Source organism: Danxiaibacter flavus (genome assembly GCF_041060425.1).
Taxonomy (GTDB): domain Bacteria; phylum Bacteroidota; class Bacteroidia; order Chitinophagales; family Chitinophagaceae; genus Danxiaibacter; species Danxiaibacter flavus.
In genome coordinates, this window is record NZ_JAULBC010000006.1 from 202,285 (window position 1) to 223,286 (window position 21,002).

The window sequence follows — 21,002 nt, forward strand, 5'->3', positions numbered from 1 at the left end:
TCTACTTCATATTCACTCCAACTCTTAACGCTTTAAGCCCCGAAACTCCCTGCAGTTCCTGTAGCTCAAGATATTCGAGATCATTCAGCAGCATGTTTTGTTCCTGCAGGTACTTGATATATTGCACGTACTCTTCAGCATCCTTCTGGTTGTAGTAAACCATCGCAATTTTTCCGGGTTGCGTCAGACGCTCTTCGGTGTTTTTGATGAAGGCTTTGTCAATACGTTTTTTTATCACCTGGTACTGAATATTGTATCCGCCTTTTACATCAAACCTTTTTTCATCAATCCTGAATTCAATATCCAAAGGATTGGTATGTATGAAGATCAACTGCGTTGTAAATAAAGCTTTTGGTATTTGCGGCACTAAAGCTTTGGTAAGTTGAGCAATAGCAGCCATGGATGTCAACTGCCAGAGGCGGATATCTTTCAGATATTTTAATTCGAAATGCTTGTCCGGCGCAATCGACTGTCCAATGTAAATATCATATTCAACTCCATCTGTTCTGAACTTTTCAAAATAGAAAGGAAATGCTGTTTGCAGCTCCATATTCATTAGATCGAGATACTGACTTATTGAGGCATTAATGGTTTGCATGGATTCTTCCAGCAGACGTCTGTGTTTGTAAGCCTCTCCATCTTTGTCATTCATGTGTGCTAAGTATTCAGCAATCCCGGCGCTGCAGTCAGGTTGTGTTTTTTGGACATGTTGCAAAAATGGCAATACTTCAGAATCCCTGAAATAGTTGATGTTGTTTTCTACTTCTGTTGTAATAAATTCTTTTATCCGTTCTTTCCATTTATTGGTTTCAAAAATAAACTCATCTGTTAGTATTAAGGTTGCAGATTGTTTGATCTTTTCCAATAGGTCAACAAGATTGGTCAGCTGATAACGAAGATCACTTCTCAATGCCTCATTTCTTTCCAGCGTTGAATTGCGAATGTCTACTGCGCCATACAAGGGATAAACTTTATTAAAAACAATTTGCTCCAGGGGATTTTTTTTCTTTTCGAAGCGGTTTTGCATATAATGCCATGCCGCTTCATTAAACTTCCATTGAACGGCAGATTGCAACGCTGTGTACTTGCGTTTAATTACGTCGTTAATGCGGATGTTGAAATCATCAATGATCTTTTGCATTAATTGCGCAATTAGCGGTAATGCAGGTTCCAGGTTTGCCAGTATGCTTTCGTCCAACAGATCAGGAACCCTGCTGTATATTTCCATTGCGCCGGCCATCTTCGCGTTATAAAATATCGGCAACATTGCAAAGGATTGAATGTCTGTATGCTGAAGCGTGGACATCAAAAAGAAATGTGATTTAATCAGCTCCGCGTGATTTCTGAAGAAAAGCAGCCTTGGGTTTTTGACATAATTTGTAGCAAGCGAAAGAAATGCCTGCTCCGCTATTCCGGCATCCCTTCCTAACGATACAACTACACTTTTCTGCTGATGTGCGTAATCAAGAACCAGCTTGTCATTAACCGACAAAAGAGGTAGTAAACCAAATTCAATCGCGCTATTACCCGCCAACGTTTTTAGTGATTGTACAAGATTGACATAATTCACTTCTTTTTTCTCGTTTGTATTATTAAGCAATATGCTTTTGATATTTTCAATAGCATATTGCTCGGTTATGTCTTTGATGGTGACAATGGACATACCGCTGAAGTGAAAATTTTCAAGTGGAAGAATATCGTCAAGTACATCCATGGTCGGAGGTTCACGCAGATCGATATGAAGATGCTCGATATCAATCTCCGGTAAGGGCATTGTTGTTGTTACTTCAACAAATCTATTATCAACATTTAGTTTGAAATATTTTGTAAGAAGTGTTTGATGGTCCACAAACGAGCGGATGAGATTGCTTTTTTTTGTGATCTTAATGTTATAGAAACGCTCCAGGATCATAGAATAAAGCAATTCTTTCTTTTGCGCCAGTATCATTTCCTGTTCAGAAATTACAGTGCCGGTAATTGCTCTGCAAGTGGCATCCGTGAGCGTTTCGTACAGCCTTTCTGATCCATAAACGATCAACGGAGAAACGGGTAGGCTAATTCCCCAGTATGCTTGCTTTTCATCATCCATCAATGTAGAAAGACAGACGTAAACAAGATCGAACAACTTCTTGTATTTATGTAAGTCTTCGTTTTTTATTGGATGTTCCAGTTCCGGATATTTTTGAAATTTCTCCAGCAACATTGGATAAATGGGAGCCTTTACAGAGCTTTCATCTTTACTTAGATTTTTCAAATAAGTAATAAAAGGCTTCAATGAAAAAGAAGAATGCTGAAGCTCACTTGTCGTTGTTCGTGTTAATATGTTGAGTAGAATTTGCTGCATAGTTAAGTTTAATCACGGGCCTTTTTAATACCGTTGTACTAGAAACGGAACCCCATCGTCAGGTAAGGATAAAAGCCTTCCCTTGAGTAACCCAGTAAAAATTGAAATAGTGCAAGCTGGGCAGGTGCAAAATATATGCCTGCGCCAGCAGCATTGTGCCATTTTCGCGAATCTTCATCTTTTTGCCACACTCTGCCGATGTCATAAAACGCAATCATGCCAAATTGGCCGGGTAAAATATAATTGGCAAAGTCGGCCAGTTTAATACGTGCTTCAAAATTATTATACACCATATGCGTGCCCGCGAACCGGTACCTGCGATAACCGGAGAGGTTTTCGCGTCCGTCCAGGAACATTGATTGATAAAATGCTGCATTGCCAAGCGTAAAACCACCTCCCAACCTGTCTGCAATTACAACGCTTGATCTGGCATTCACACTTTTGTACAATGCTACTTCGGGGATAATCTGCGCAAAGGACTTGGAGTATTTGTTCAGCCCCTTAAAACCCTGCAAGCGCACATTTATGTAGGAGCCCCATGTGGGCAATATTTTGTTGTTTCTTGAATCTTTAATAAAACTGGCTACAAAGCCAACATGGCCTTTGTCATTTGCAATCGTAGCGCTGTCATAAGTAAGAATCAGCGCTGAATTGTTAATAACCCTGCCAACATTATCAGTGCTATCGTAATGATAAAACTGAACTGCAGGGCCAACAGTAATGCTGGTACTTTCATCTGTTCTCCATCTTAAAGATGGCATAGCTTCGTACAATGCAAATCGCGTTCGGTAATATCTTTTGTAATCGCCGGTCTTATTAAACTCAGTTTCATTGCCGCTGCCAAAAAAGTTGATCGTGTTGTTTGGGGCATATACATTGCCATAGGCAACGATATCCGCATTGCCGATTGCTTTGATCCATTCGCCTCTGTATCTTATCCTGTATGCTTTTGTAGAAAAAGAATGTGCTGCGGTAATTTGTTGTACGCTGCCATAAGGTCTTTTTCTGAATCCCTGTTGAGTATACTTAACACCAAGACCCAGTATCAGCCCGTCATCAATATTATAACCGGCCGTGATCAAAGGAGCTACTATATTGTATATGTTGGAAGGAACAATGGCTGTGTTGGCGCTGTCATTAGATAAATGTTTGTGTATTTTTTGGGTTGATCCGCTAAACGCTGGGCTGTCTTTCTTTTCGTAAATGTGGGTTGCGGCGTTATTGTTTGCAATGTTGTATGATTTTTTTCCTTCTCCACCAACAATGCGGAATTTGATTGCGTTAAGCTGATTGTCGATGGCAACGCTGTCATCACCTTTTGATGTAAATATTCTAACTTCTTTTGTTTCTCCTTTTACAAAAGTCCGGTTGTAGATAGATTGTTTAAGATCTCCGTCTTTGGCGATTTTTTTGATAGATACGTTTACTGAACTGTCGTTGTTCGACGAAATCTTTACAAATTCATTTTTGGTGGTAGTTTGTATATCAACGGTCTTACTATAAAAGCGATAATATGCCTCCATTGCCTTAGGAAGGTTTGTTCTTCTTTCTTTCAACTTGCGAAGCAGTTCATCATGTCGCAGATCATATGCAGCTTTGGGGAGTGTGCGCAATGCGGCTTCGAGTACTGAATCTGTAAGCTTGGAAGTGAAATCATTCGTGATCGCCATCCACTGCTGATAGTTAAACTGGTTGAGCAGTCTTGCATTCATATACCTGGCGGACCAGAAGACGAAATTTGTCTTCTTAATTTCACCGTCAAAATTATGGAGGAAGGGTGCAATCCATTCCCTTGCTGCCGCTGTCGGAACTACACCTTCTTCTACATGAAATACCTGGTCGCGATCTCTTGGTACGGCAGCATAGGTTTTACCCTTTCCTTTTTTGGTGTCAACCCAGCGCCATTGATCCTCATGCCTGTCCCAGTCGCCAATGTAAAGATCAAGCAGCTTGGCGCGGAGATACAAAACGCTGTCTACGTTGTTGTCATTGTCTTTGTCAAGCTCTGCGGCCATTTTAAAGGTGTTGTCTGATTTGCCCGGCGGTTCTCTTTCTTCCAGTAAACAGACCGTGTTTACAAATGTCTTTGCATAAATGCCTAACGCCCTGTCAGGAGCCACTACTCCGATTACCGGGTTACTGTGGGGAACATTTACTGCGTTTGCTATAACCGGCACCACCAGCGCCGCGAATGGATGCTGCGCGCTCATTGCATCGTAAACCACATCTTTCGCAAATGTTTGTCTTAATTGTTCAGGAAGCAAAACGTCCGGATATTTCTCAACACTTCTCAGCGCCCATTCATTTCCGTTTTTGTCTTTTAGTCGCAACGATTTGGATTGGTGTCCGCCACCGCGTTTTACCGGAGTAAGGCCACTCTTTATTTCTGATATTTTTATCACCGGCAGGGTAGTAGCAGCAGCCCATTCTTTGCGGTAATTTTCACCAAACAAATATCTGTGCAGCTTGCTTACATCATCATAAGCAGGGTGTACTTTTACTGTTGCGCTATCGCCCAATAACTGTCTAAAAGTCGTGTCTTCCTTTAGCTTCACATCTTCATTTTTTTGCGTGTAGGTAAAAACAGGTTGACTAACGGAGTCCGTGTTTATGTAATAAGTAAAAAGTATATTCCTGTTGCTTAGCAGATCGGCGGTGACAAAGCCGCCGCTCTTGTTTGTATACAGCGCATTTTTTCCCTGCCTTACATAAGCATTTTTGGCGCCGGAGCCACTTACAACCTGTACCTGTTTATCTTTTATAAACTGAAGACCATGTTCGTGACCAGCAACATGTACAACATTTGGGAAGTCTCTAAAAACATGATCAATCTGCCGGATCATATCCTTGTATAAAGGATGTGCCAGGTCCTCAGGATTCGTAAATGCTTTTCGCAACAGCGGGTAAAGTGAGCCTACAATGGGCAACGGTATGTAAAGGTTTTTATTGATTGCTGTAAAAGGAAAAAGATGATCCTTCCAGGAATAGTAACCGCCATGGTGGCCATAAGACTGAAATGGATGATGTGATGCAAGGAGAATGGTTTTGTACCTGTTTTTGAACAGCAGTTCTTCAAAACGGGCAACTGCTTCCTCTTTTGTATTACAGTCGCAATCCGCATCGGGATTTTTTTTGTCGTGGACATAGACCCACCATTCAGAGTCGAATGCAATGATCACCAGATTATCTGAAACATTAATTTCTACCGGTCCCGGGCAACCGTTGGGCGGAAGCAGTTGAAGCAATGAATCCTGTTGTTCGTTCAGGAATTCCCATTGTCTTTTAATTTTTTGCAGGCCTTTGGGACCCATTCTGTCCCAATCATGATTGCCCGGTACAAAATAAACAGGTGCACCTTTGCTTCTCATGGGTTCATACTGCGAACGCAATATATCTTGTGTTTCCTTTTCTTTTTTGTTTCCGGGCAGGGCCATTCCCGTTGGGTAGATATTGTCTCCTAAAAAAAGAACCGTGGTGCGGGATGGAAGAATTCTTCCGGCTGCGGAAGTGATCACCTGTTTTTGCTGTGGACCTATTTCTCCGGCATCGCCAATCAGTATGATCCTTTGTACAACAGAGTCCTGTTCAAATGATCTGAACGATAATAAACAGCAAAGAAATGTCAGTGTGATCGTTCTTATTCCCGGTCTATATGTAATGCATGTACTCATCAGCAGGGCATAAATTATTTATTCAGGAATTTAAATTTCAGTACGTTCCCATTTTTCAGATCGTCACCTTCATTAGATATGTAAAGATTGTGTTCACTATCAAAAGCAATCCCTTCCGGTTGAAGAAATGTCCCGGGGTCCAGATCAAATACCTGCTTGACTTTCCAGTTTTCATCTGTAATCACCAGCATCTTATTGGACGCAGAAAGAATGAACCACTCGTTGGTACGTAAATTAAATGTCAATGCAGAAGGACGGAACTTTACATTTTTTTTCTCCGTTAAGGCCTGTATTTGTTTTACATCTATAGAGAACTGACTTGAATTGATCAGTGAATCGTTGCTTACTGTTAATACATATCCGCTAACTTCTTTTGAAGATTTATCGTCGGCGCATTTTTTGCACAGCACATACAGGTTGTTCTGTTTTGCATCAGCATGCAGCCCCTCGTATTCACCTTTAGGTAAAAGATTGACCCATTCTTTTGAATTTATGGATGATTCAGTTTTGGCGGAAAGTGGAAAAGAGTAAAGTGTTCCGTCGCTGCGCAATACAAAAACAACATTATTTAAAATTGCCAGATCTTCATAATCGCCGCGCTTGCCAAATTTTGCAGAGCTTATTTTTCTACTGCCTAGTTGCCAGAAAAACAACTTGCCTTCTTCATCCTGTATCGCATAAATTGTATCATTTTTCAGGTTGTTAAAAGTAATGCCGGAAATTTCCTGCAGGCTTTCCGTCATGGTGAATTTTTCCGGTGTGTTTAAATCATAATTGGCAGGCGAAGGAAAAATTTTCTTTTGTGCGCACGCAGTTATGCTGGTAATGATTATGTATAAGTAAGAAAAAATGATTGCGTACTTTAACTTCATGGCCCCATTGTTTAAGATGAATGATCAGCAGATATTTGCTTTTCACTAAAAATTTCTTCCTTAGATGAATTGTTGCTTAACAGATCATAAATGGCTTTCTGCGAACATAACGGAGGCGCATTTCCGCTGACCGGCACATTCATGAGCTCGCTGTTGATGGTAACGGCTTGTGCATTATCGTTCAGTTGCAAGTATGTTATTTTCAGCAATTCATTTTTTATTGTAGTGTCGTAAATCGGAAAACAAACTTCCACGCGATGATAAATGTTCCGGTTCATCCAGTCGGCTGACCCGATAAATATTTCTTTGTCTCCATTATTATTGAATATAAACAGTCTGCCATGTTCCAGGTAACGGTCTACAATTCTTGTTACTGTTATATTCTCGCTCAGACCTGAAATGCCGGGAACAATACAGCAAATACTCCGGACGATCAGCCGGATCTTTACACCGGCTTTAGAAGCTTCATACAATTTGTCAATCAGAACCCGTTCTTCCAGGTTGTTGAGCTTTATAATTATCTCGGCAGGAATGCCTGATTTAGCAAAACTAATTTCGCGATCTATTAGCTGCAGAAACCGCTCCTGCATGTTGACACGCGCAACCAGCAGGTGTTGCAAATGAATGTTGTCAAATGCCGGACGTTTCTTGCGTTGTAAAAGCATAATGAAAATCAACTCAAGTTCGCGCAGCATTTCTTTATGAGAAGTGAACAGGATATGATCTGTATAAAACCTCGCCGTACTTTCATTGAAGTTTCCCGTAGCTAAAAGCCCGGAGTATTTCAGTCTTCCATTTTCTTCTTTTTTTACCAACGCAACTTTCGCGTGCACTTTGAGTGATGGTATGCTGTAAACAATTTGTATGCCCGCGGCTTTCATTAATTTAGACCATCTAATGTTATTGCCCTCGTCAAACCTGGCCTTCAGTTCAACAAATACAGTCACTTTTTTGCCGTTTTTTGCCGCGCTGATCAAGGCATTGGCAATTTTTGAATCATCAGCAATGCGGTATAACGTCACGTATATTTCCCGCACATCTTCATTGATGGATGCCTCATTAAAAAAGCGTAATACGGTATTGTAGGTTTGATAGGGCGTGTGAACGATGATGTCTTGTTGCTCGATTTGGCGTAAAAGAAGCGTCTCTTTGTCCACCAGTACATCTATCGCCGGCCACTTATCATAACATAATGCCGGAATATTCAAAGGTAGCTGGGCTAGATCTTTCAGGTTGTGATAATTGCCGCCCTGCATAAGTGTACCCTCGTTAAGTCGGAATGCGCTTACTAGCGTGTGAAAAATACGCAAAGGAATGCCGGGCTGATAGAGGAATCTTGCGGCAAAACCAAGGTCTCGTTTGCTAAGTTGTCTTTCAATCAGTTCCGCGATATCTCCCTCGTAGTCTTCATCCAGAAATAATTCGGCGTCGCGGGTGACTTTAAAATTATAGGCTCCCTTAATCGCGTGAGTTGGAAATATATCCTGCAGGTTTTCGTTGATAATATCATCCAGAAAAACAACATATTGTCTCCCTGCTTCAAAAACAGTGTAAAATCTCGGAAGTGAAACGGACGGAATATTAATAATGGCTAATTGTTCAACGCCGTTCTTTTCTAAAATTACCGCCATGTACAAACGGTTATTTTCGGGAAAAAAGTTAGCACCCGTTGAGATAAAAACAGGTTGCAAAAAAGCCAGTACCTGTGTAAAAAAATAAGCTGTTATATGTGGCCTGATAATTTCCGGCACAGCTTTGTTAACTATCAGCTCAATGTTATTTTCAGCAAGCAGTGGTTGTATTTGCCCCAGGAATATTTTTCCGAAGAATTCCTGCTGTCGCTGTATTGTATTTTGAATATCGTTCAGTATGTCTGTAATTTCATTTTGTGCTTCAGTATCCTTTTTATTGGCAGCATTTTTCTGAACGGCAAGTAATGCAGGAATTCTAACGCGGTAAAACTCATCAAGATTGGAAGAGTATATAGACAGGAATCTGATTCTTTCCATTAGTGGCACAGATACTTTTGCTGCTTCGTCAAGCACTCTTGCGTTAAAAGAAAGCCAGCTAATATCCCTGTTAAAATAAATTGGTGTTCCGGTCATGTAACGCTATTGTTTTTATTGCTGATCTCCTGGTTTAAATTCCTGCTTAACTAGATTCGCCGTTGTCTGTCGCCCTGCATTAAATTGCTTTTCAGCAAAGGATGCCCATTCGTATTATTTCCCGAAATAAACAGAAGCAATCACAAACGCTATTACAGATACCACCATTCCAAACATGAATACATTGTAAGAAATACGCAGCATCCGGTATTTTTTGCCGAGTACAGTTCCCTGGGAATATACATCCTTAATAAGACTCCCATACAGAAACTCCCGGTCGTTCATCATATGCAACATGCCATCTGTATATTCTTCCAGGTTCATGCGGTAAAAATTACCAAAGAAGAGGAGGTTTACTTTTTTTTGCCTGATATCTTCCGGCGTAAAAGTGCCGGAAGGAATTTTTGGCCTTGTTGCAATAATTGAAAACACCGTGGTTATAACGCAGACTGCTAAAAGCATCACCGATGGAATAGTAAGGTGCGGATAATCTTCAATTTTCCTCAACAGCACACTCAGTAATACTGAAATGATAATAGAGTTGGTTGAAATCATTATGTGTGCCTTGCTGTCCGCCATGTCGCTCAGGCGTTGCTGATTGTTGGATGTAATGCGGAACATCGTTTCAATTCCGCGTTCAGGCCTGTCGTTTTTTTCTTTCTTGTTCTTATGACCTTGCTCTTTCTCGTCTTTAACCGGCGTCAGTATTGTTTTTTCAGTGATTTGTTCCGAAGCATTTTCTTCTTTCGCTTCTATTTTATGCATTAACTTTTCCAGGTTCTGTTGTTTTGTATCCGAAAGAAGCAATCGGCAATAATCTGTGTGATATTGATGTTGCTGCAGGAAAAGCACAGTTTTTCTATTCCACTCGTCTTTGCCGATATCGGCGTTATGAAATGCCATATATTCTTTTCGCAACAGCTTATTCACTTTTCCAAAATCTTCTGTTCCCAGGTGAAAAAGGTCTGCGTCGCAAACAATTTTTTCCAGCAAAGTTTCCGGCCGTTGAGGCATTTTAGTAGCCAGGATACATTTTTTTACTTTTTGGATCGTACCCTCGTCAACGGACGTTTTCTGTAAAAAGTCTGCTGCCAGCTGCGCGCCTGCTGCTTCGTGATCCCCTGGTTGGATGTAATAACCTGCATCGTGAAACCAGGCGGCGGCAACCACAATAAAAAAATCCTCGTCCGATAACTGATAATGATTGGCAATTTCCTTTGCAGCTGTAACTACCCTTTCGGTGTGCTGCATATTGTGATACACCAGCTTTTCGTCGGGGTGTTCCGTAAAAAAAGTAGTGGCAAATTGTTTGGCCTGTTCTAATAACTGCTGATAATTCATTACTTCCGATAATTATTATTATGAATATAATGCATGTTCACCTGGAAAGGAAATTCCGCAACGCTTGTTCCCCGCCTGCATTTTTACTGTGATAATTTAACTGCTGTTTACCTAAAGGTGCGCAAACCGGCAAAAACAAAGGCATCGCTAAGAAACAACATTGAAACGTAATATTATAAATTGATCTTAATCCAATTTTTTACAACATGAAATTTGACAATAAAATGAATAGTTTATACTACAGTTAGCCTTTGATGGTGAAAGTGTTGCAAAGATAATCATGCGAACTTTATAAGTACAATTTTGTGCTATAATGTTTTTGCAGTTCCAAAACATTGGCTGCGTTGTCTTGTGTTGATGGTGAATTAGTTTAATATGATGGTTGGTGACCGGGTTACAAGTAGCCAATTACCTTTATTTTTTTGATTTTAAGTTACTTATCGATAAACAGACAGCTGATAATTGAAGTAGTTTCTTATTTTTGAAGCCTCTTTGTTTGTTGAAATTAAAAGTATTATAATTTACTGCCAACAATCAGGCATCTATTGGAATAATTCCTTACCTTGAAAAAATGCTTCTAAGGTAATTTCAGCAAAGTTTAGAAACGTAATTAAACCTATAGCTATGAACAACTGCACTTATGATCAAGCAATTATTGAATAAGGAAGCCTTAAATGTCTATTTCGATAACGATTATGGCATAGCCTTAAGTGTGTTAAAGATTTTTATTGATGAGATATTGCCCGAAACGTATTCGCTCTTATCCGTAACCGGTGAGGATGATGTAATGCAGATCGTGCATAAGATAAAACCCTCGTACAGAATGATTGGCCTGAGATCATTTGCCGGAGCACTTGAAACAATTGAAGAGAATTGCGACAAAGGCAACTACGGCAAAGTCAAAGGTATGATTGGTGATTTTATGAGTGAACTTAATTCAGTAAAACCCCTGATACTGGACGAATTTACTCATCTGTCAAAATTGTATAAGTAGTATGGATCTGAGATGTATTATTGTGGATGACGATAAGATATCATTATTGCATCTGCAACGTTTAATAGAGCAGGAACCTTACCTATCCCTTAGTGGAGCTTTTACCGGTGCTGAAGAAGCATCCGCTTACCTTGTCGAAAACGTGGTGGATCTTATCTTCCTCGATATTGAAATGCCCGGAATTAATGGCTTTCAGTTGCTGGACACATTGTCTTATATGCCGCATGTTATCTTAACTACTTCTAAAACGGAGTATGCTTTTACAGCGTTTCAATACAACGTAACAGATTACCTGAAAAAGCCTCTCACAAAGCCTCGTTTTAAGGAGGCGCTTGAAAAGGTTAAGCCTTCATTACCCAAACACAAAAGCGCAACCGTTAGCGACCTGTTCATAAAAACAGATGGCCGCCTGATACGTTTGCATGATAACGAAATACTTTTTGTTGAGGCCCTGGGTGACTACGTGAAATTTGTTACAGAGAACAATAAGTACCATCTTTCACTAACCACGCTGAAAAGTATAGAAGAGAAGCTTAACGGCGATATTTTTTTGAAAGTGCATCGTTCGTATATCATCAATACCAAAAAGATCAATGATATAGAAGATAATTCCATTGTGATTGGTAAACATGTTATTCCTATAAGTAAAAGTCACCGCAAACGTGTAATGGATAAGCTGAATATTGTTTAGGTCCAGAAACCTGAACTTATCAAATACAAACGACCCTTTTATTTATCTCCGCAATATCCGATATCCTTGCATAAGCCCTCATTCAACGGTGAAAAATTCCATTTAACGACAATATCCTTTTGTTCAACGAAATTGAATCCAATTCGCATTCCCGGTCTGTATTTTCGATAAAGAATTTACAACATAAAACAAATATGTTTAATAGTTAAGTTGTATTCTTTAAACATTTTCCTATTACTTACAAATATAAAAATGCGGTGTTTTTTACGCCGCATTTTGCTTTTCCATACATTAAGCCATGCTTACAGGTGTTTGGTTAAAAATAAAATTAAGGATGCTGCCGACAATTGGCTAAATTGGGCAAAATCACAGGTATTTTCACCTAACCAACTGACCTGTGATAGGTAGATATATGCATAATATAAGATCTGTATTCGTAGCTACCGGAAGCTATATCCCGGAACTTAAAGTACATAATGCTCATTTTTTAAATCACCAGTTTTGTGAAAAAGACGGCTCACTGGTATTAAAAGAAAATAGCCACGTAATTGAAAAGTTTAAGGAAATAACGGAAATTGAATGCAGGCGATATGCGAGTGACGACCAAAGTGCTTCTGTACTTGGGTATCTCGCGGCAAAAAATGCACTCAATAGCTCAAATATTGACAAAGAAACGCTCGACTACATAATAGTCGCACATAATTTTGGTGATGTAGCAAAGGATTCTAACCGTTCAGATATAGTGCCTTCTTTGGCGTCAAGGATAAAACGGTTATTGCAAATTAAAAACCCGGATTGCGTCGGTTATGATCTGGCGTTTGGATGTCCGGGCTGGGTAGAAGCACTAATTCAGGCCAACTATTATATCCGTTCGGGAGATGCACGTCGTTGTCTGGTAATCGGCACAGAAACATTGTCCCGCGTTATAGATCCGCACGACCGCGATTCCATGCTATATGCTGATGGGGGGGCTGCTGCTATCCTGGAAGCATCAACATCCGGTGATGCAGGTATAATAGCACACAAAACACAAACGCACGCTATTGATCATGCGCTTTTACTTAAGATGGATAAGTCCTATCACTCAGACAAGTCGCAAAGCCAGAACATATATCTTAAAATGAATGGCAGAAAACTGTATGAGTTCGCGCTGAACCAGGTGCCGCTTGTAATAAAATCATTGCTTGACAAAGCTGGTGTGCCATTGACGGATATTAAAAAAGTGATCATTCACCAGGCAAACGGGAAAATGGACGACGCTATCCTGCAGCGATTGTTCAAGCTCTATAATGTTGAACAGATTCCTAAAGGAATTATGCCAATGACTATTTCATGGCTTGGTAACAGTTCCGTGGCAACGGTCCCAACTTTACTGGATCTGCTCATGAAAAATGAGATAGAGGGGCAGGCAGTTACTAAAGGCGATAAAGTTTTAATTGCATCAGTTGGCGCAGGTATGAATATTAATGCGTTGATTTACCAGTTTTAAAATTTTATGCTTAAGTACATTTCTATTATTAAAACCTGAACAATAGATAATTAATGCCATTGCCAAATTGGGTTAGTGCTACGGTTTGCCGGCGTTGTTAATATTTATTGTCCAACATTAACGTCTTTGAAATAATTGTAAAGTAGATTTATACGTGTCATTTGACTACCTTCACATTTGAATTAGCCACACAATTGATAAAAGGGGCATTTGCGAAATAACGATTGTCTGTTTTGCAATTACTAATTGCGGTTATTTTTTCACCTTAATAGAAATGAACATGGTTCTTTTTGTAACCGGCCTAACGCCCGATATGGATGATATCGATTTGAAGGAAATGTTTGAATTGTACGGCGAAGTTGCCTCTGCAAGAGTCGTGCTGGACAAAATGACCAAGAAAAGCCGTGGCTTTGGTTTTGTTGAAATGCCCAATAAGGAAGAGGCACTCGAGGCAATAAATTTATTGGATGGTGTTGGCCTTGGCCGTAAAGTAATGTCCGTTCAGGAATCAGAAGAGCGCAAGCCTGGTTTTGGCGGCAATTCTGGCAACAGGGATAACTTCAACCGGAATTTCGGTAACAGGGATAACCGCGGCGGAGATCGAAACGATAGGGGCGGAGGCGACAGAAACAACCGCGGCAATTGGAGAGACAGGAATGACAGAAACGACAGGGGTGACAGAGGCAACCGAGGAAACTGGAGAGACAATGACGACAGGCGATATTAGTCTGTAGAACTGTCTAGTTCAGTCGATTGTTCTGTTTGATTGTAGAATCCACTAAAAAGATTGTTTTATAAAAAAGCTCACTTTGTGGGCTTTTTTTATGCCCATATACATAGGGGGGCTTTACAGAAAATGTAATTGAGGGCTGAAAAAATAACCTGGTCGAATTTTCTAAAAGCCAGATCCAATATAGGTTTGCATCCGGTTGGTTGTAAATATTTCAGAGAAAAGATTTACAGCTTTACAAACTTCTGGTTGATATAGGTTAGCAAGGGCCCGATTTTCATCGGGGCCTTTTTTAATTTTATGAACATTACAAAGACTATTTGCTACGCAGATAACTGATGTTGTATTGTTAATTATGGTTGGCTACCATTGAAGTTGCTTCTGTTTCGCTTTTGCTGAAGGGTACTCATCGTCATTTCGATGATAGGAGAAATCTCTCAAAATTGAACAGGATTGTAGAGCAAAAAATACCTCTTCCAAAATTCATCAGCATTAACTTCGTGAGACCTCTCCTGCGGGCCAATGACAGATTTCACAATAGTGACAGTTTTTCCCGTAGGGAATTAAGCTCAATAGAAACGTTCAAATTGAGAATATCCTAACCCGTTAGGGCATTAACCAAATAAAGGGGGTTAATGTCCTACGGACAAGAAATGCCTTGTATGTTTGAGTTTTCTATTAAACTTAAAGTCCTACGGACTATCGACGAAAAGTGTACTGCCCATCTCCTTTCGACTGTGATTAACTAAATCCCCTGTCGAGGTAACTATGCAAATGCATTCTTTTCATTATTAGTTACAGGCTGTTACTAAAACTGCTTATGTTTATGTCGGTAATGAATACTCATCGTCATTTCGACGATAGTAGAAATCTCCCAAAATTGAATAAGATTTAAAGCAAAAGAACTCTCCCTATTCAATCATTGAGAAAAATACAATCTGTATATTGCTTATCCGGTTTATTTTCATGAAGAAAATGCACAAATCACGCAATCGTATCATCTTTTACTGATATTATTTTGTCAGTTCTTAGCTTCGCACTACAACGGGCAAACCTGTTGAGAAGAAGCATTTATTTTTACCCACAATAAGAATTTTCGCATGAGAAAGAAAAGTATTTTCCGCCTGGCCGCAGTACTGGGAATAGTCATTCTACACAGTTCTGCAAACGCTCAGTTGTATAAAGACCCCAATGCACCTGTAGAAAACAGGGTAAAAGACCTTTTACAAAAGCTCAGCTTGAAAGAAAAAATTTCTTTGTTGGGATATGTTAGTCCCGCAATTGAAAGGCTTGATGTACCTGCTTATAACTGGTGGAATGAAGCATTGCATGGTGTGGCCCGCAATGGCGAAGCAACCGTTTTTCCACAGGCTATCGGGCTTGCCGCCACTTTTGATAATAACCTCGTAAACAACGTTGGTTCTGTTATCTCAACCGAAGCACGTGCAAAATACAACCTTGCAGTAAGCCAAAACAGGAGAGGGCAATATATGGGCCTCACTTTTTGGACACCTAATATCAATATTTTTCGCGACCCACGCTGGGGCAGAGGTCAGGAGACCTACGGTGAAGATCCCTTTCTTACAGCAACCATGGGCACGGCATTCGTGCAGGGACTGCAGGGAAATGATCCGCATTACCTGAAAACTGCAGCGTGTGCAAAGCATTATGCCGTTCATAGCGGACCAGAAGCAGAGCGTGACAGTTTTAATGCCGTTATTGGAGAAAAAGATTTACGCGAAACTTACCTGTATGCTTTCAAAAAACTGGTTGACGCAAAAGTTGAGGCCGTTATGTGCGCCTACAACAGGGTAAATAATCAACCTTGCTGCACTGGCGAAAGTTTGTTGCATAATATTCTGCATAAGGAATGGAACTTCCAGGGACATGTTGTTACTGATTGCGGCGCGCTGGATGATGTGTTCTCTCAACATAAAACCTATCCCACACGGGTGGAGGTTGCAGCTGCTGCCATTAAAGCTGGCGTGGATCTTGAATGCGGTTCTATTTTACAGAGAGATGTTGAAAAGGCGATTAACCAGGGTTTGTTAACTGTTGCAGATGTTGATAATGCACTGACTAAAACATTGGGTACTGAGTTTAAGCTCGGTTTTTTTGATGATGCATCACGTGTGCCATTCAGCCGTTATGGTGCGGATAGCGTACACAACGATCAGCATGTAGCACTTACAAGAAAGGTCGCTGCACAAAGCATGGTACTCTTGAAAAATAATGGATTATTACCGCTGCAAAAGGAAAAATATGCTTCGATAATTGTTACAGGTTCTAACTCATCTAACCTGGATGCATTGATGGGCAACTATCATGGAGTTACAAATAACATGGTGACATTTGCAGAAGGCATTACGAGGGCCGCTGGTCTTGCAACTGCCGTTCAGTATGACCAGGGCTGCGATTTTACCGACACAGTGCATTTTGGAGGTATTTGGGCCTCACAAAACAGTGATCTTACTATTGCAGTTGTTGGCCTGACACCGCTGCTTGAAGGCGAGGCGGGTGATGCTTTTCTTTCTGCCTCTACAGGCGACAGGCAAACATTGGGGCTGCCCAGGTCGCAGGTTGTTTTCTTAAGAAAGTTGAGGGAAGCACATAAAAAGCCTATTGTAGTTGTAATAACAGGCGGAAGCGCTATTGATGTAAAAGAGATTGAACCTTATGCTGATGCTGTGGTGATGGCATGGTATCCCGGCGAGCAGGGTGGTAATGCCTTAGCAGATGTGTTATTTGGTAATGAATCTCCCGGAGGTCGTCTTCCTGTCACATTCTACAATGCACTTTCAGATCTTCCTGCTTACCGCGACTACAATATGGCCGGAAGAACTTACCGTTATTTTAAGGGCGAGCCCCAGTATCCATTCGGTTTTGGCTTAAGCTATACAACCTTTACAAGCAAGTGGTTGCAGCAGCCCAAGAATAGTTATAGCAAAACAGAGCGCATTGATTGTACTGTTGAGGTTGCCAATACCGGCAATTATGATGGTGACGAGGTGTTGCAACTGTATGTTGAATATCCTGATATGGCTGGTATGCCAGTAAAAGAATTAAAAGCCTTTAAAAAAGTACACATTTCAAAAGGCGGCACAGCAAGCGCTAATTTAAGCTTGCCTGTATCTGAGTTGCAGAAATGGGATGTAGCCACACAAAGCTGGAAATTATACAACGGCAGATACAATATAGTTGTTGGCAAAAATGCAAAAGAAAAAATTCTTGAAAAAAGTATTCAAATCAATTAGCGAAGTGGTTTTGTTGTTTTAAAAGGTTAGATGAAATATGCTATTATCTCACTAAAAGTTTGAGATAGCAATTTGGTTGGTAAGAGCAAATTAATCAGATTTGATCTTATCATGTCGATCGAACTTGATTGATGGAATCCCGAAGGGATGAAATTTTTATAGCAAAGCCTGGCCTATTATTTGAACCCAGAATGGGTGACATTATACTATGTCACCCATTCTGGGTTTATATATTTAGGCTTTTGCATTTCTCTATAATAATTTCATCCCCTGCCCGTCCGGTCAGGCGGGCTTCGGGATTTGCTTTATCGGTACTCCTCTATATTCCGATGTAGTTTAAACTCATAGGTAATTATCATCTCAAGTGATTTTTGGTAAGTCACATCCGTTATGCTGTTGATGTTTAAATAGAGTGAAAGAATATCGCTTTTCTTATTGTTGAACTTTACTCTGACGCCCAAAACTTTGCCAGCTTTGTGTATTAACCGCTGTGTTTTCAAGCGTATCAAATGAATATTGAATGAAACATTTTGGTTGATGTATATTCGAACCAAAAAGGCATGCGGAATACTACAAAGTTGAAACATATTTTAATGAAATACGATGTAAATCTTTCTATGGATGACGATGGCCACATGAAAATGACATTGGTTGATAAACAGGACGGCTCAATGGTATCTTTCGGGCACAGCTCATACAGTTCTCTCATCGCCAAAAGTTATTCTCATCTGTTAAAACAGGTGAAACCTTCGCTGCAAAAAAGGATTCGTGAATAAACATACCGGCTAATATTTAGTTTGCCAGCTTTCTGCATTCTTCTTCAAGTATACCTGTAATTATTGTTGGTGATTTATCCCATTTAGCAATGGAAGAATCAGCCAGCAGTGCGTATTTTGAACTTAATCCACCAACTTCTTTATTTGTCAGACCAATAACGACGGCCTTGATTTTTGTTTGACGGATAACGTAAGAGCACATAATACACGGTTCATGCGTCGTGTACATTATGCATGATGAAAGATCCTGGCTTTTCAAATTTTCAGTAGCTCTGCGAATAGCTTCAATTTCTGCGTGAAAAGTAACGTCGTTATGCATTTTGTTGGATTCAATGCCTTGTCCTATAATTTCAGTTCCCTGTACAATAATGCTTCCAACCGGACTTTCTCCCTGTGCTTTAGCCCGGAGCGCAAGTTCAATGCATTTAAACATATATGCTTCGTGTGTGTTTAATTTATCTGATGTGTTATCTGACGTGGACATAGTTGAGCAATAAGCGTGATTAACAATATTGTTGGATGAGGTTAATTATTTTTAGTAAGTTTAAAATAAAAAAACATGACTTATAAACAAAAATTTGAAGCACTTCAGAAAGACCTTGCTGAGAAAACAGAAAAATATCTGCAAGCTGACAAGGAATTATGGCAAATAGATGGATATGTTGACCATGAATTGAATGACTACGCAATGGCTCGTATGGAGTTTGAAACCGCAAGCGACATATATCACAATTTTGTTGAGGCATTCAAAAAAAGTGGTAAAAGCCCGTTAGACGAATATGAAGAAGTATAAAATGCTTTTCTGCTCAATTGAAAAACTTTTAGCTTTGCACCACTCTTCTTTATAAAGGCTTTACCTGAAGAAATATTTACGCTACAAGTGCCAGGTTTTGAGGTAAGACTTTATTATTTACCGGATCATAAACTTGCTAATATGAGTAATTCTTTAATCGTCAAAAGTTCCATCGTTATTAATGCTCCTGCATCAAAAGTATGGGATGCACTGGTGAATCCCGAACAGACAAAAAAGTACATGTTTGGCTGTGAAACGGTGTCTGACTGGAAGCCCGGCAGCCCGTTATTGTGGAAGGGGGTGTTCAACGGCGCAGAACTTGTTGCAGTAAAGGGACATATAGTAAGTATTGTGCCAGGGAAATTTCTGGCATACACTGTCTTTGATCCTAATTCAACAATGGAAGATGTTCCTGAAAATTACACCACGGTGACTTATGAGCTCTCTTCCGAAAGTGGTCACACCGTGTTAGATGTTACACAGGGCGACTTTTCAACCGTAGCCAACGGCCAGAAGCGCTATGAAGAAACTTATAACAATGGTGAAGGGTGGAATCCTATTTTAGTTGAAATAAAAAAACTTGCGGAAGCATAATCTTAATTGCATTCCTCTTTCAAATCTTTTATAACAGCATTGCTGTCTGCTGCGTAATAAACTTGCCGAAGGCAACCAATAGATTCTTTATTGCAGGACTAAATGCTTTTCTTTGCGGCGCAGAATGTTGTATGATCAGAAGCATTGCTAATACCTATCGTTCTTCTTTTAGCGGTTTAAGTAAAGAAACCTGGCTGTTAAGTGTAGTTATATTAATAAACAGGTGTGGCTATATGGCTATACCGTTTATGAGTATGTATATTACCCAGGGCATGCACAGAAGCCTGGAAGATGCTGGACTTATAGTCACGTTGTTTGGTGTTGGTTCGGTATTAGGGACTACCGCCGGTGGCTATTTAAGCGATAAAATCGGGTTTCGTTCTGTGCAAATAATGGCAGCACTGGCCAGTGGCCTGGCTTTTTTCGTATTCGGACAAATAACCAATTTTTCGGTTCTCTGCATTTTAATTGTCCTGCTCGGCTTTATAGTTGAAGCCTTCCGTCCTGCGAATCTTACGGCTGTAGCAAGCTACGCTACGCCAGATAACCTTACCAGGTCTTATTCATTAAACCGTTTAGCGATCAATATTGGCTGGGGCGTTGGTAGTGCGCTTGGTGGCTTTCTGGCATCCATAAATTATCATTTGCTCTTCAGGGTTGAAGGCGCGGTAAATATTTTTGTAGGTATACTCATCATCATTTTGCTGCCTGCAAGGAAGGTGCCTGTAAAAGAAAAAGATAACTCGCAGAATAACGAGAGTATTCAATCTCCATGGAAGGATAGAGCAGCAGTGCGCTTTTTGTTGCTTTCGACCCTGTGGACTATTTGCTTCGTTTTGTTGTTCCGGCTTGTGCCTGTTTACTGGAAAGAGGAAAAGCATATAGGCGAGTCCGTTATAGGAATTGCGCTCGGTCTTAATGGAGTTATAATTGCTGTGTTTGAAATGATATTGGTAAAGGCGCTGGAGAAACGTTCGGCTCCCCTTACCTATATCAGTGCCGGAATTGCTGCCACTGCTATTGGGTACTGTTTTCTCTTACTGCCTGCAGCCGCTTCATTTGCAATGCCACTACTTGTTGTGCTCGCTATAACTATCGGGGAAATGCTCGCGATGCCTTTTATGAACAGCATTTTTATGAAGCGATCCAATGAATATAACCGTGGCAAGTATTCTGCAGCCTACACCTTGTCCTGGTCCGTTGCAAACATTGTGGGCCCGATGGGCGGGGCCCTTATTGCCCAAAGATTTGGCTATCTGTATCTGTGGTTGTTAATGGTGGTTGTGTGTTTGCTATGCGCATACCTTTTTAAAGTTTTTGCTGCACGTGAAGTGATCTGAGTATTCAA

At 40.4% G+C, this 21,002-nt stretch carries 15 protein-coding genes; 9 read left to right on the forward strand and 6 right to left on the reverse strand.

Going from position 1 to position 21,002, the window contains the following annotated elements:
* Nucleotide 1 precedes the first annotated feature (1 nt).
* The 5 genes from QTN47_RS18035 to QTN47_RS18055 all read right to left on the reverse strand — a co-directional run bounded on the left by QTN47_RS18035 (nucleotide 2) and on the right by QTN47_RS18055 (nucleotide 10,333).
* Complete coding sequence (locus QTN47_RS18035) at nucleotides 2–2,344, reverse strand: GAF domain-containing protein (RefSeq protein WP_369330806.1); 2,343 nt, start codon at nucleotides 2,342–2,344, stop codon at nucleotides 2–4.
* 38 nt (nucleotides 2,345–2,382) lie between these two features.
* Complete coding sequence (locus QTN47_RS18040) at nucleotides 2,383–6,015, reverse strand: metallophosphoesterase (protein WP_369330807.1); 3,633 nt, start codon at nucleotides 6,013–6,015, stop codon at nucleotides 2,383–2,385.
* A gap of 14 nt (nucleotides 6,016–6,029) precedes the next feature.
* Nucleotides 6,030–6,887, reverse strand: coding sequence for an SdiA-regulated domain-containing protein (locus tag QTN47_RS18045; protein ID WP_369330808.1), 858 nt, complete (start codon nucleotides 6,885–6,887; stop codon nucleotides 6,030–6,032).
* An 11-nt stretch (nucleotides 6,888–6,898) separates the two neighbouring features.
* Entirely contained in the window at nucleotides 6,899–8,992 is a 2,094-nt protein-coding gene (gene ppk1, locus QTN47_RS18050; protein WP_369330809.1) for a polyphosphate kinase 1, read from the reverse strand.
* A 114-nt stretch (nucleotides 8,993–9,106) separates the two neighbouring features.
* Nucleotides 9,107–10,333 (reverse strand): Pycsar system effector family protein, encoded by a 1,227-nt coding sequence (locus QTN47_RS18055; RefSeq protein ID WP_369330810.1) that lies wholly within the window; start codon nucleotides 10,331–10,333, stop codon nucleotides 9,107–9,109.
* Nucleotides 10,334–10,973: 640 nt separating this feature from the next.
* Here QTN47_RS18055 and QTN47_RS18060 point away from each other — a divergent pair.
* The 6 genes from QTN47_RS18060 (at nucleotide 10,974) to QTN47_RS18085 (ending at nucleotide 18,267) form a co-directional block, all read left to right on the forward strand.
* Nucleotides 10,974–11,327 (forward strand): hypothetical protein, encoded by a 354-nt coding sequence (locus QTN47_RS18060; protein WP_369330811.1) that lies wholly within the window; start codon nucleotides 10,974–10,976, stop codon nucleotides 11,325–11,327.
* Between the two features lies 1 nt (nucleotide 11,328).
* Nucleotides 11,329–12,018 (forward strand): LytR/AlgR family response regulator transcription factor, encoded by a 690-nt coding sequence (locus QTN47_RS18065; RefSeq protein ID WP_369330812.1) that lies wholly within the window; start codon nucleotides 11,329–11,331, stop codon nucleotides 12,016–12,018.
* 412 nt (nucleotides 12,019–12,430) lie between these two features.
* Nucleotides 12,431–13,507 (forward strand): 3-oxoacyl-ACP synthase III family protein, encoded by a 1,077-nt coding sequence (locus QTN47_RS18070; RefSeq protein WP_369330813.1) that lies wholly within the window; start codon nucleotides 12,431–12,433, stop codon nucleotides 13,505–13,507.
* Nucleotides 13,508–13,787: 280 nt separating this feature from the next.
* Nucleotides 13,788–14,234 carry an RNA recognition motif domain-containing protein gene (locus tag QTN47_RS18075; protein ID WP_369330814.1) on the forward strand — a complete coding sequence of 149 codons (447 nt, stop codon included), beginning with the start codon at nucleotides 13,788–13,790 and terminating at the stop codon, nucleotides 14,232–14,234.
* Nucleotides 14,235–15,337: 1,103 nt separating this feature from the next.
* Nucleotides 15,338–17,491, forward strand: a complete 2,154-nt coding sequence (locus QTN47_RS18080; protein WP_369330815.1) for a glycoside hydrolase family 3 N-terminal domain-containing protein — start codon at nucleotides 15,338–15,340, stop codon at nucleotides 17,489–17,491.
* Between the two features lie 593 nt (nucleotides 17,492–18,084).
* Nucleotides 18,085–18,267, forward strand: a complete 183-nt coding sequence (locus QTN47_RS18085) for a hypothetical protein (RefSeq protein ID WP_369330816.1) — start codon at nucleotides 18,085–18,087, stop codon at nucleotides 18,265–18,267.
* A gap of 16 nt (nucleotides 18,268–18,283) precedes the next feature.
* Here QTN47_RS18085 and QTN47_RS18090 read toward each other — a convergent pair whose 3' ends face one another.
* Entirely contained in the window at nucleotides 18,284–18,751 is a 468-nt protein-coding gene (locus tag QTN47_RS18090; RefSeq protein ID WP_369330817.1) for a nucleoside deaminase, read from the reverse strand.
* Nucleotides 18,752–18,826: 75 nt separating this feature from the next.
* On the opposite strand from QTN47_RS18090, the gene QTN47_RS18095 reads away from it, so the two are divergent.
* The 3 genes from QTN47_RS18095 (at nucleotide 18,827) to QTN47_RS18105 (ending at nucleotide 20,994) form a co-directional block, all read left to right on the forward strand.
* On the forward strand, nucleotides 18,827–19,060 hold the full coding sequence (locus QTN47_RS18095; protein WP_369330818.1) for a hypothetical protein: 234 nt from the start codon (nucleotides 18,827–18,829) through the stop codon (nucleotides 19,058–19,060).
* Between the two features lie 141 nt (nucleotides 19,061–19,201).
* Nucleotides 19,202–19,654 carry an SRPBCC family protein gene (locus tag QTN47_RS18100; RefSeq protein WP_369330819.1) on the forward strand — a complete coding sequence of 151 codons (453 nt, stop codon included), beginning with the start codon at nucleotides 19,202–19,204 and terminating at the stop codon, nucleotides 19,652–19,654.
* 233 nt (nucleotides 19,655–19,887) lie between these two features.
* Nucleotides 19,888–20,994 (forward strand): MFS transporter, encoded by a 1,107-nt coding sequence (locus QTN47_RS18105; RefSeq protein ID WP_369330820.1) that lies wholly within the window; start codon nucleotides 19,888–19,890, stop codon nucleotides 20,992–20,994.
* Nucleotides 20,995–21,002 lie beyond the last annotated feature (8 nt).

Excerpts from the sequence above, each read along its gene's own strand:
- QTN47_RS18035 (WP_369330806.1), bottom strand. The coding sequence starts at position 2,344 with ATGCAGCAAATTCTACTCAACATATTAACACGAACAACGACAAGTGAG.
- QTN47_RS18040 (WP_369330807.1), bottom strand. The coding sequence starts at position 6,015 with ATGAGTACATGCATTACATATAGACCGGGAATAAGAACGATCACACTG.
- QTN47_RS18045 (WP_369330808.1), bottom strand. The coding sequence starts at position 6,887 with ATGAAGTTAAAGTACGCAATCATTTTTTCTTACTTATACATAATCATT.
- ppk1 (WP_369330809.1), bottom strand. The coding sequence starts at position 8,992 with ATGACCGGAACACCAATTTATTTTAACAGGGATATTAGCTGGCTTTCT.
- QTN47_RS18055 (WP_369330810.1), bottom strand. The coding sequence starts at position 10,333 with ATGAATTATCAGCAGTTATTAGAACAGGCCAAACAATTTGCCACTACT.
- QTN47_RS18060 (WP_369330811.1), top strand. The coding sequence starts at position 10,974 with ATGATCAAGCAATTATTGAATAAGGAAGCCTTAAATGTCTATTTCGAT.
- QTN47_RS18065 (WP_369330812.1), top strand. The coding sequence starts at position 11,329 with ATGGATCTGAGATGTATTATTGTGGATGACGATAAGATATCATTATTG.
- QTN47_RS18070 (WP_369330813.1), top strand. The coding sequence starts at position 12,431 with ATGCATAATATAAGATCTGTATTCGTAGCTACCGGAAGCTATATCCCG.
- QTN47_RS18075 (WP_369330814.1), top strand. The coding sequence starts at position 13,788 with ATGGTTCTTTTTGTAACCGGCCTAACGCCCGATATGGATGATATCGAT.
- QTN47_RS18080 (WP_369330815.1), top strand. The coding sequence starts at position 15,338 with ATGAGAAAGAAAAGTATTTTCCGCCTGGCCGCAGTACTGGGAATAGTC.
- QTN47_RS18085 (WP_369330816.1), top strand. The coding sequence starts at position 18,085 with ATGAAATACGATGTAAATCTTTCTATGGATGACGATGGCCACATGAAA.
- QTN47_RS18090 (WP_369330817.1), bottom strand. The coding sequence starts at position 18,751 with ATGTCCACGTCAGATAACACATCAGATAAATTAAACACACACGAAGCA.
- QTN47_RS18095 (WP_369330818.1), top strand. The coding sequence starts at position 18,827 with ATGACTTATAAACAAAAATTTGAAGCACTTCAGAAAGACCTTGCTGAG.
- QTN47_RS18100 (WP_369330819.1), top strand. The coding sequence starts at position 19,202 with ATGAGTAATTCTTTAATCGTCAAAAGTTCCATCGTTATTAATGCTCCT.
- QTN47_RS18105 (WP_369330820.1), top strand. The coding sequence starts at position 19,888 with ATGGCTATACCGTTTATGAGTATGTATATTACCCAGGGCATGCACAGA.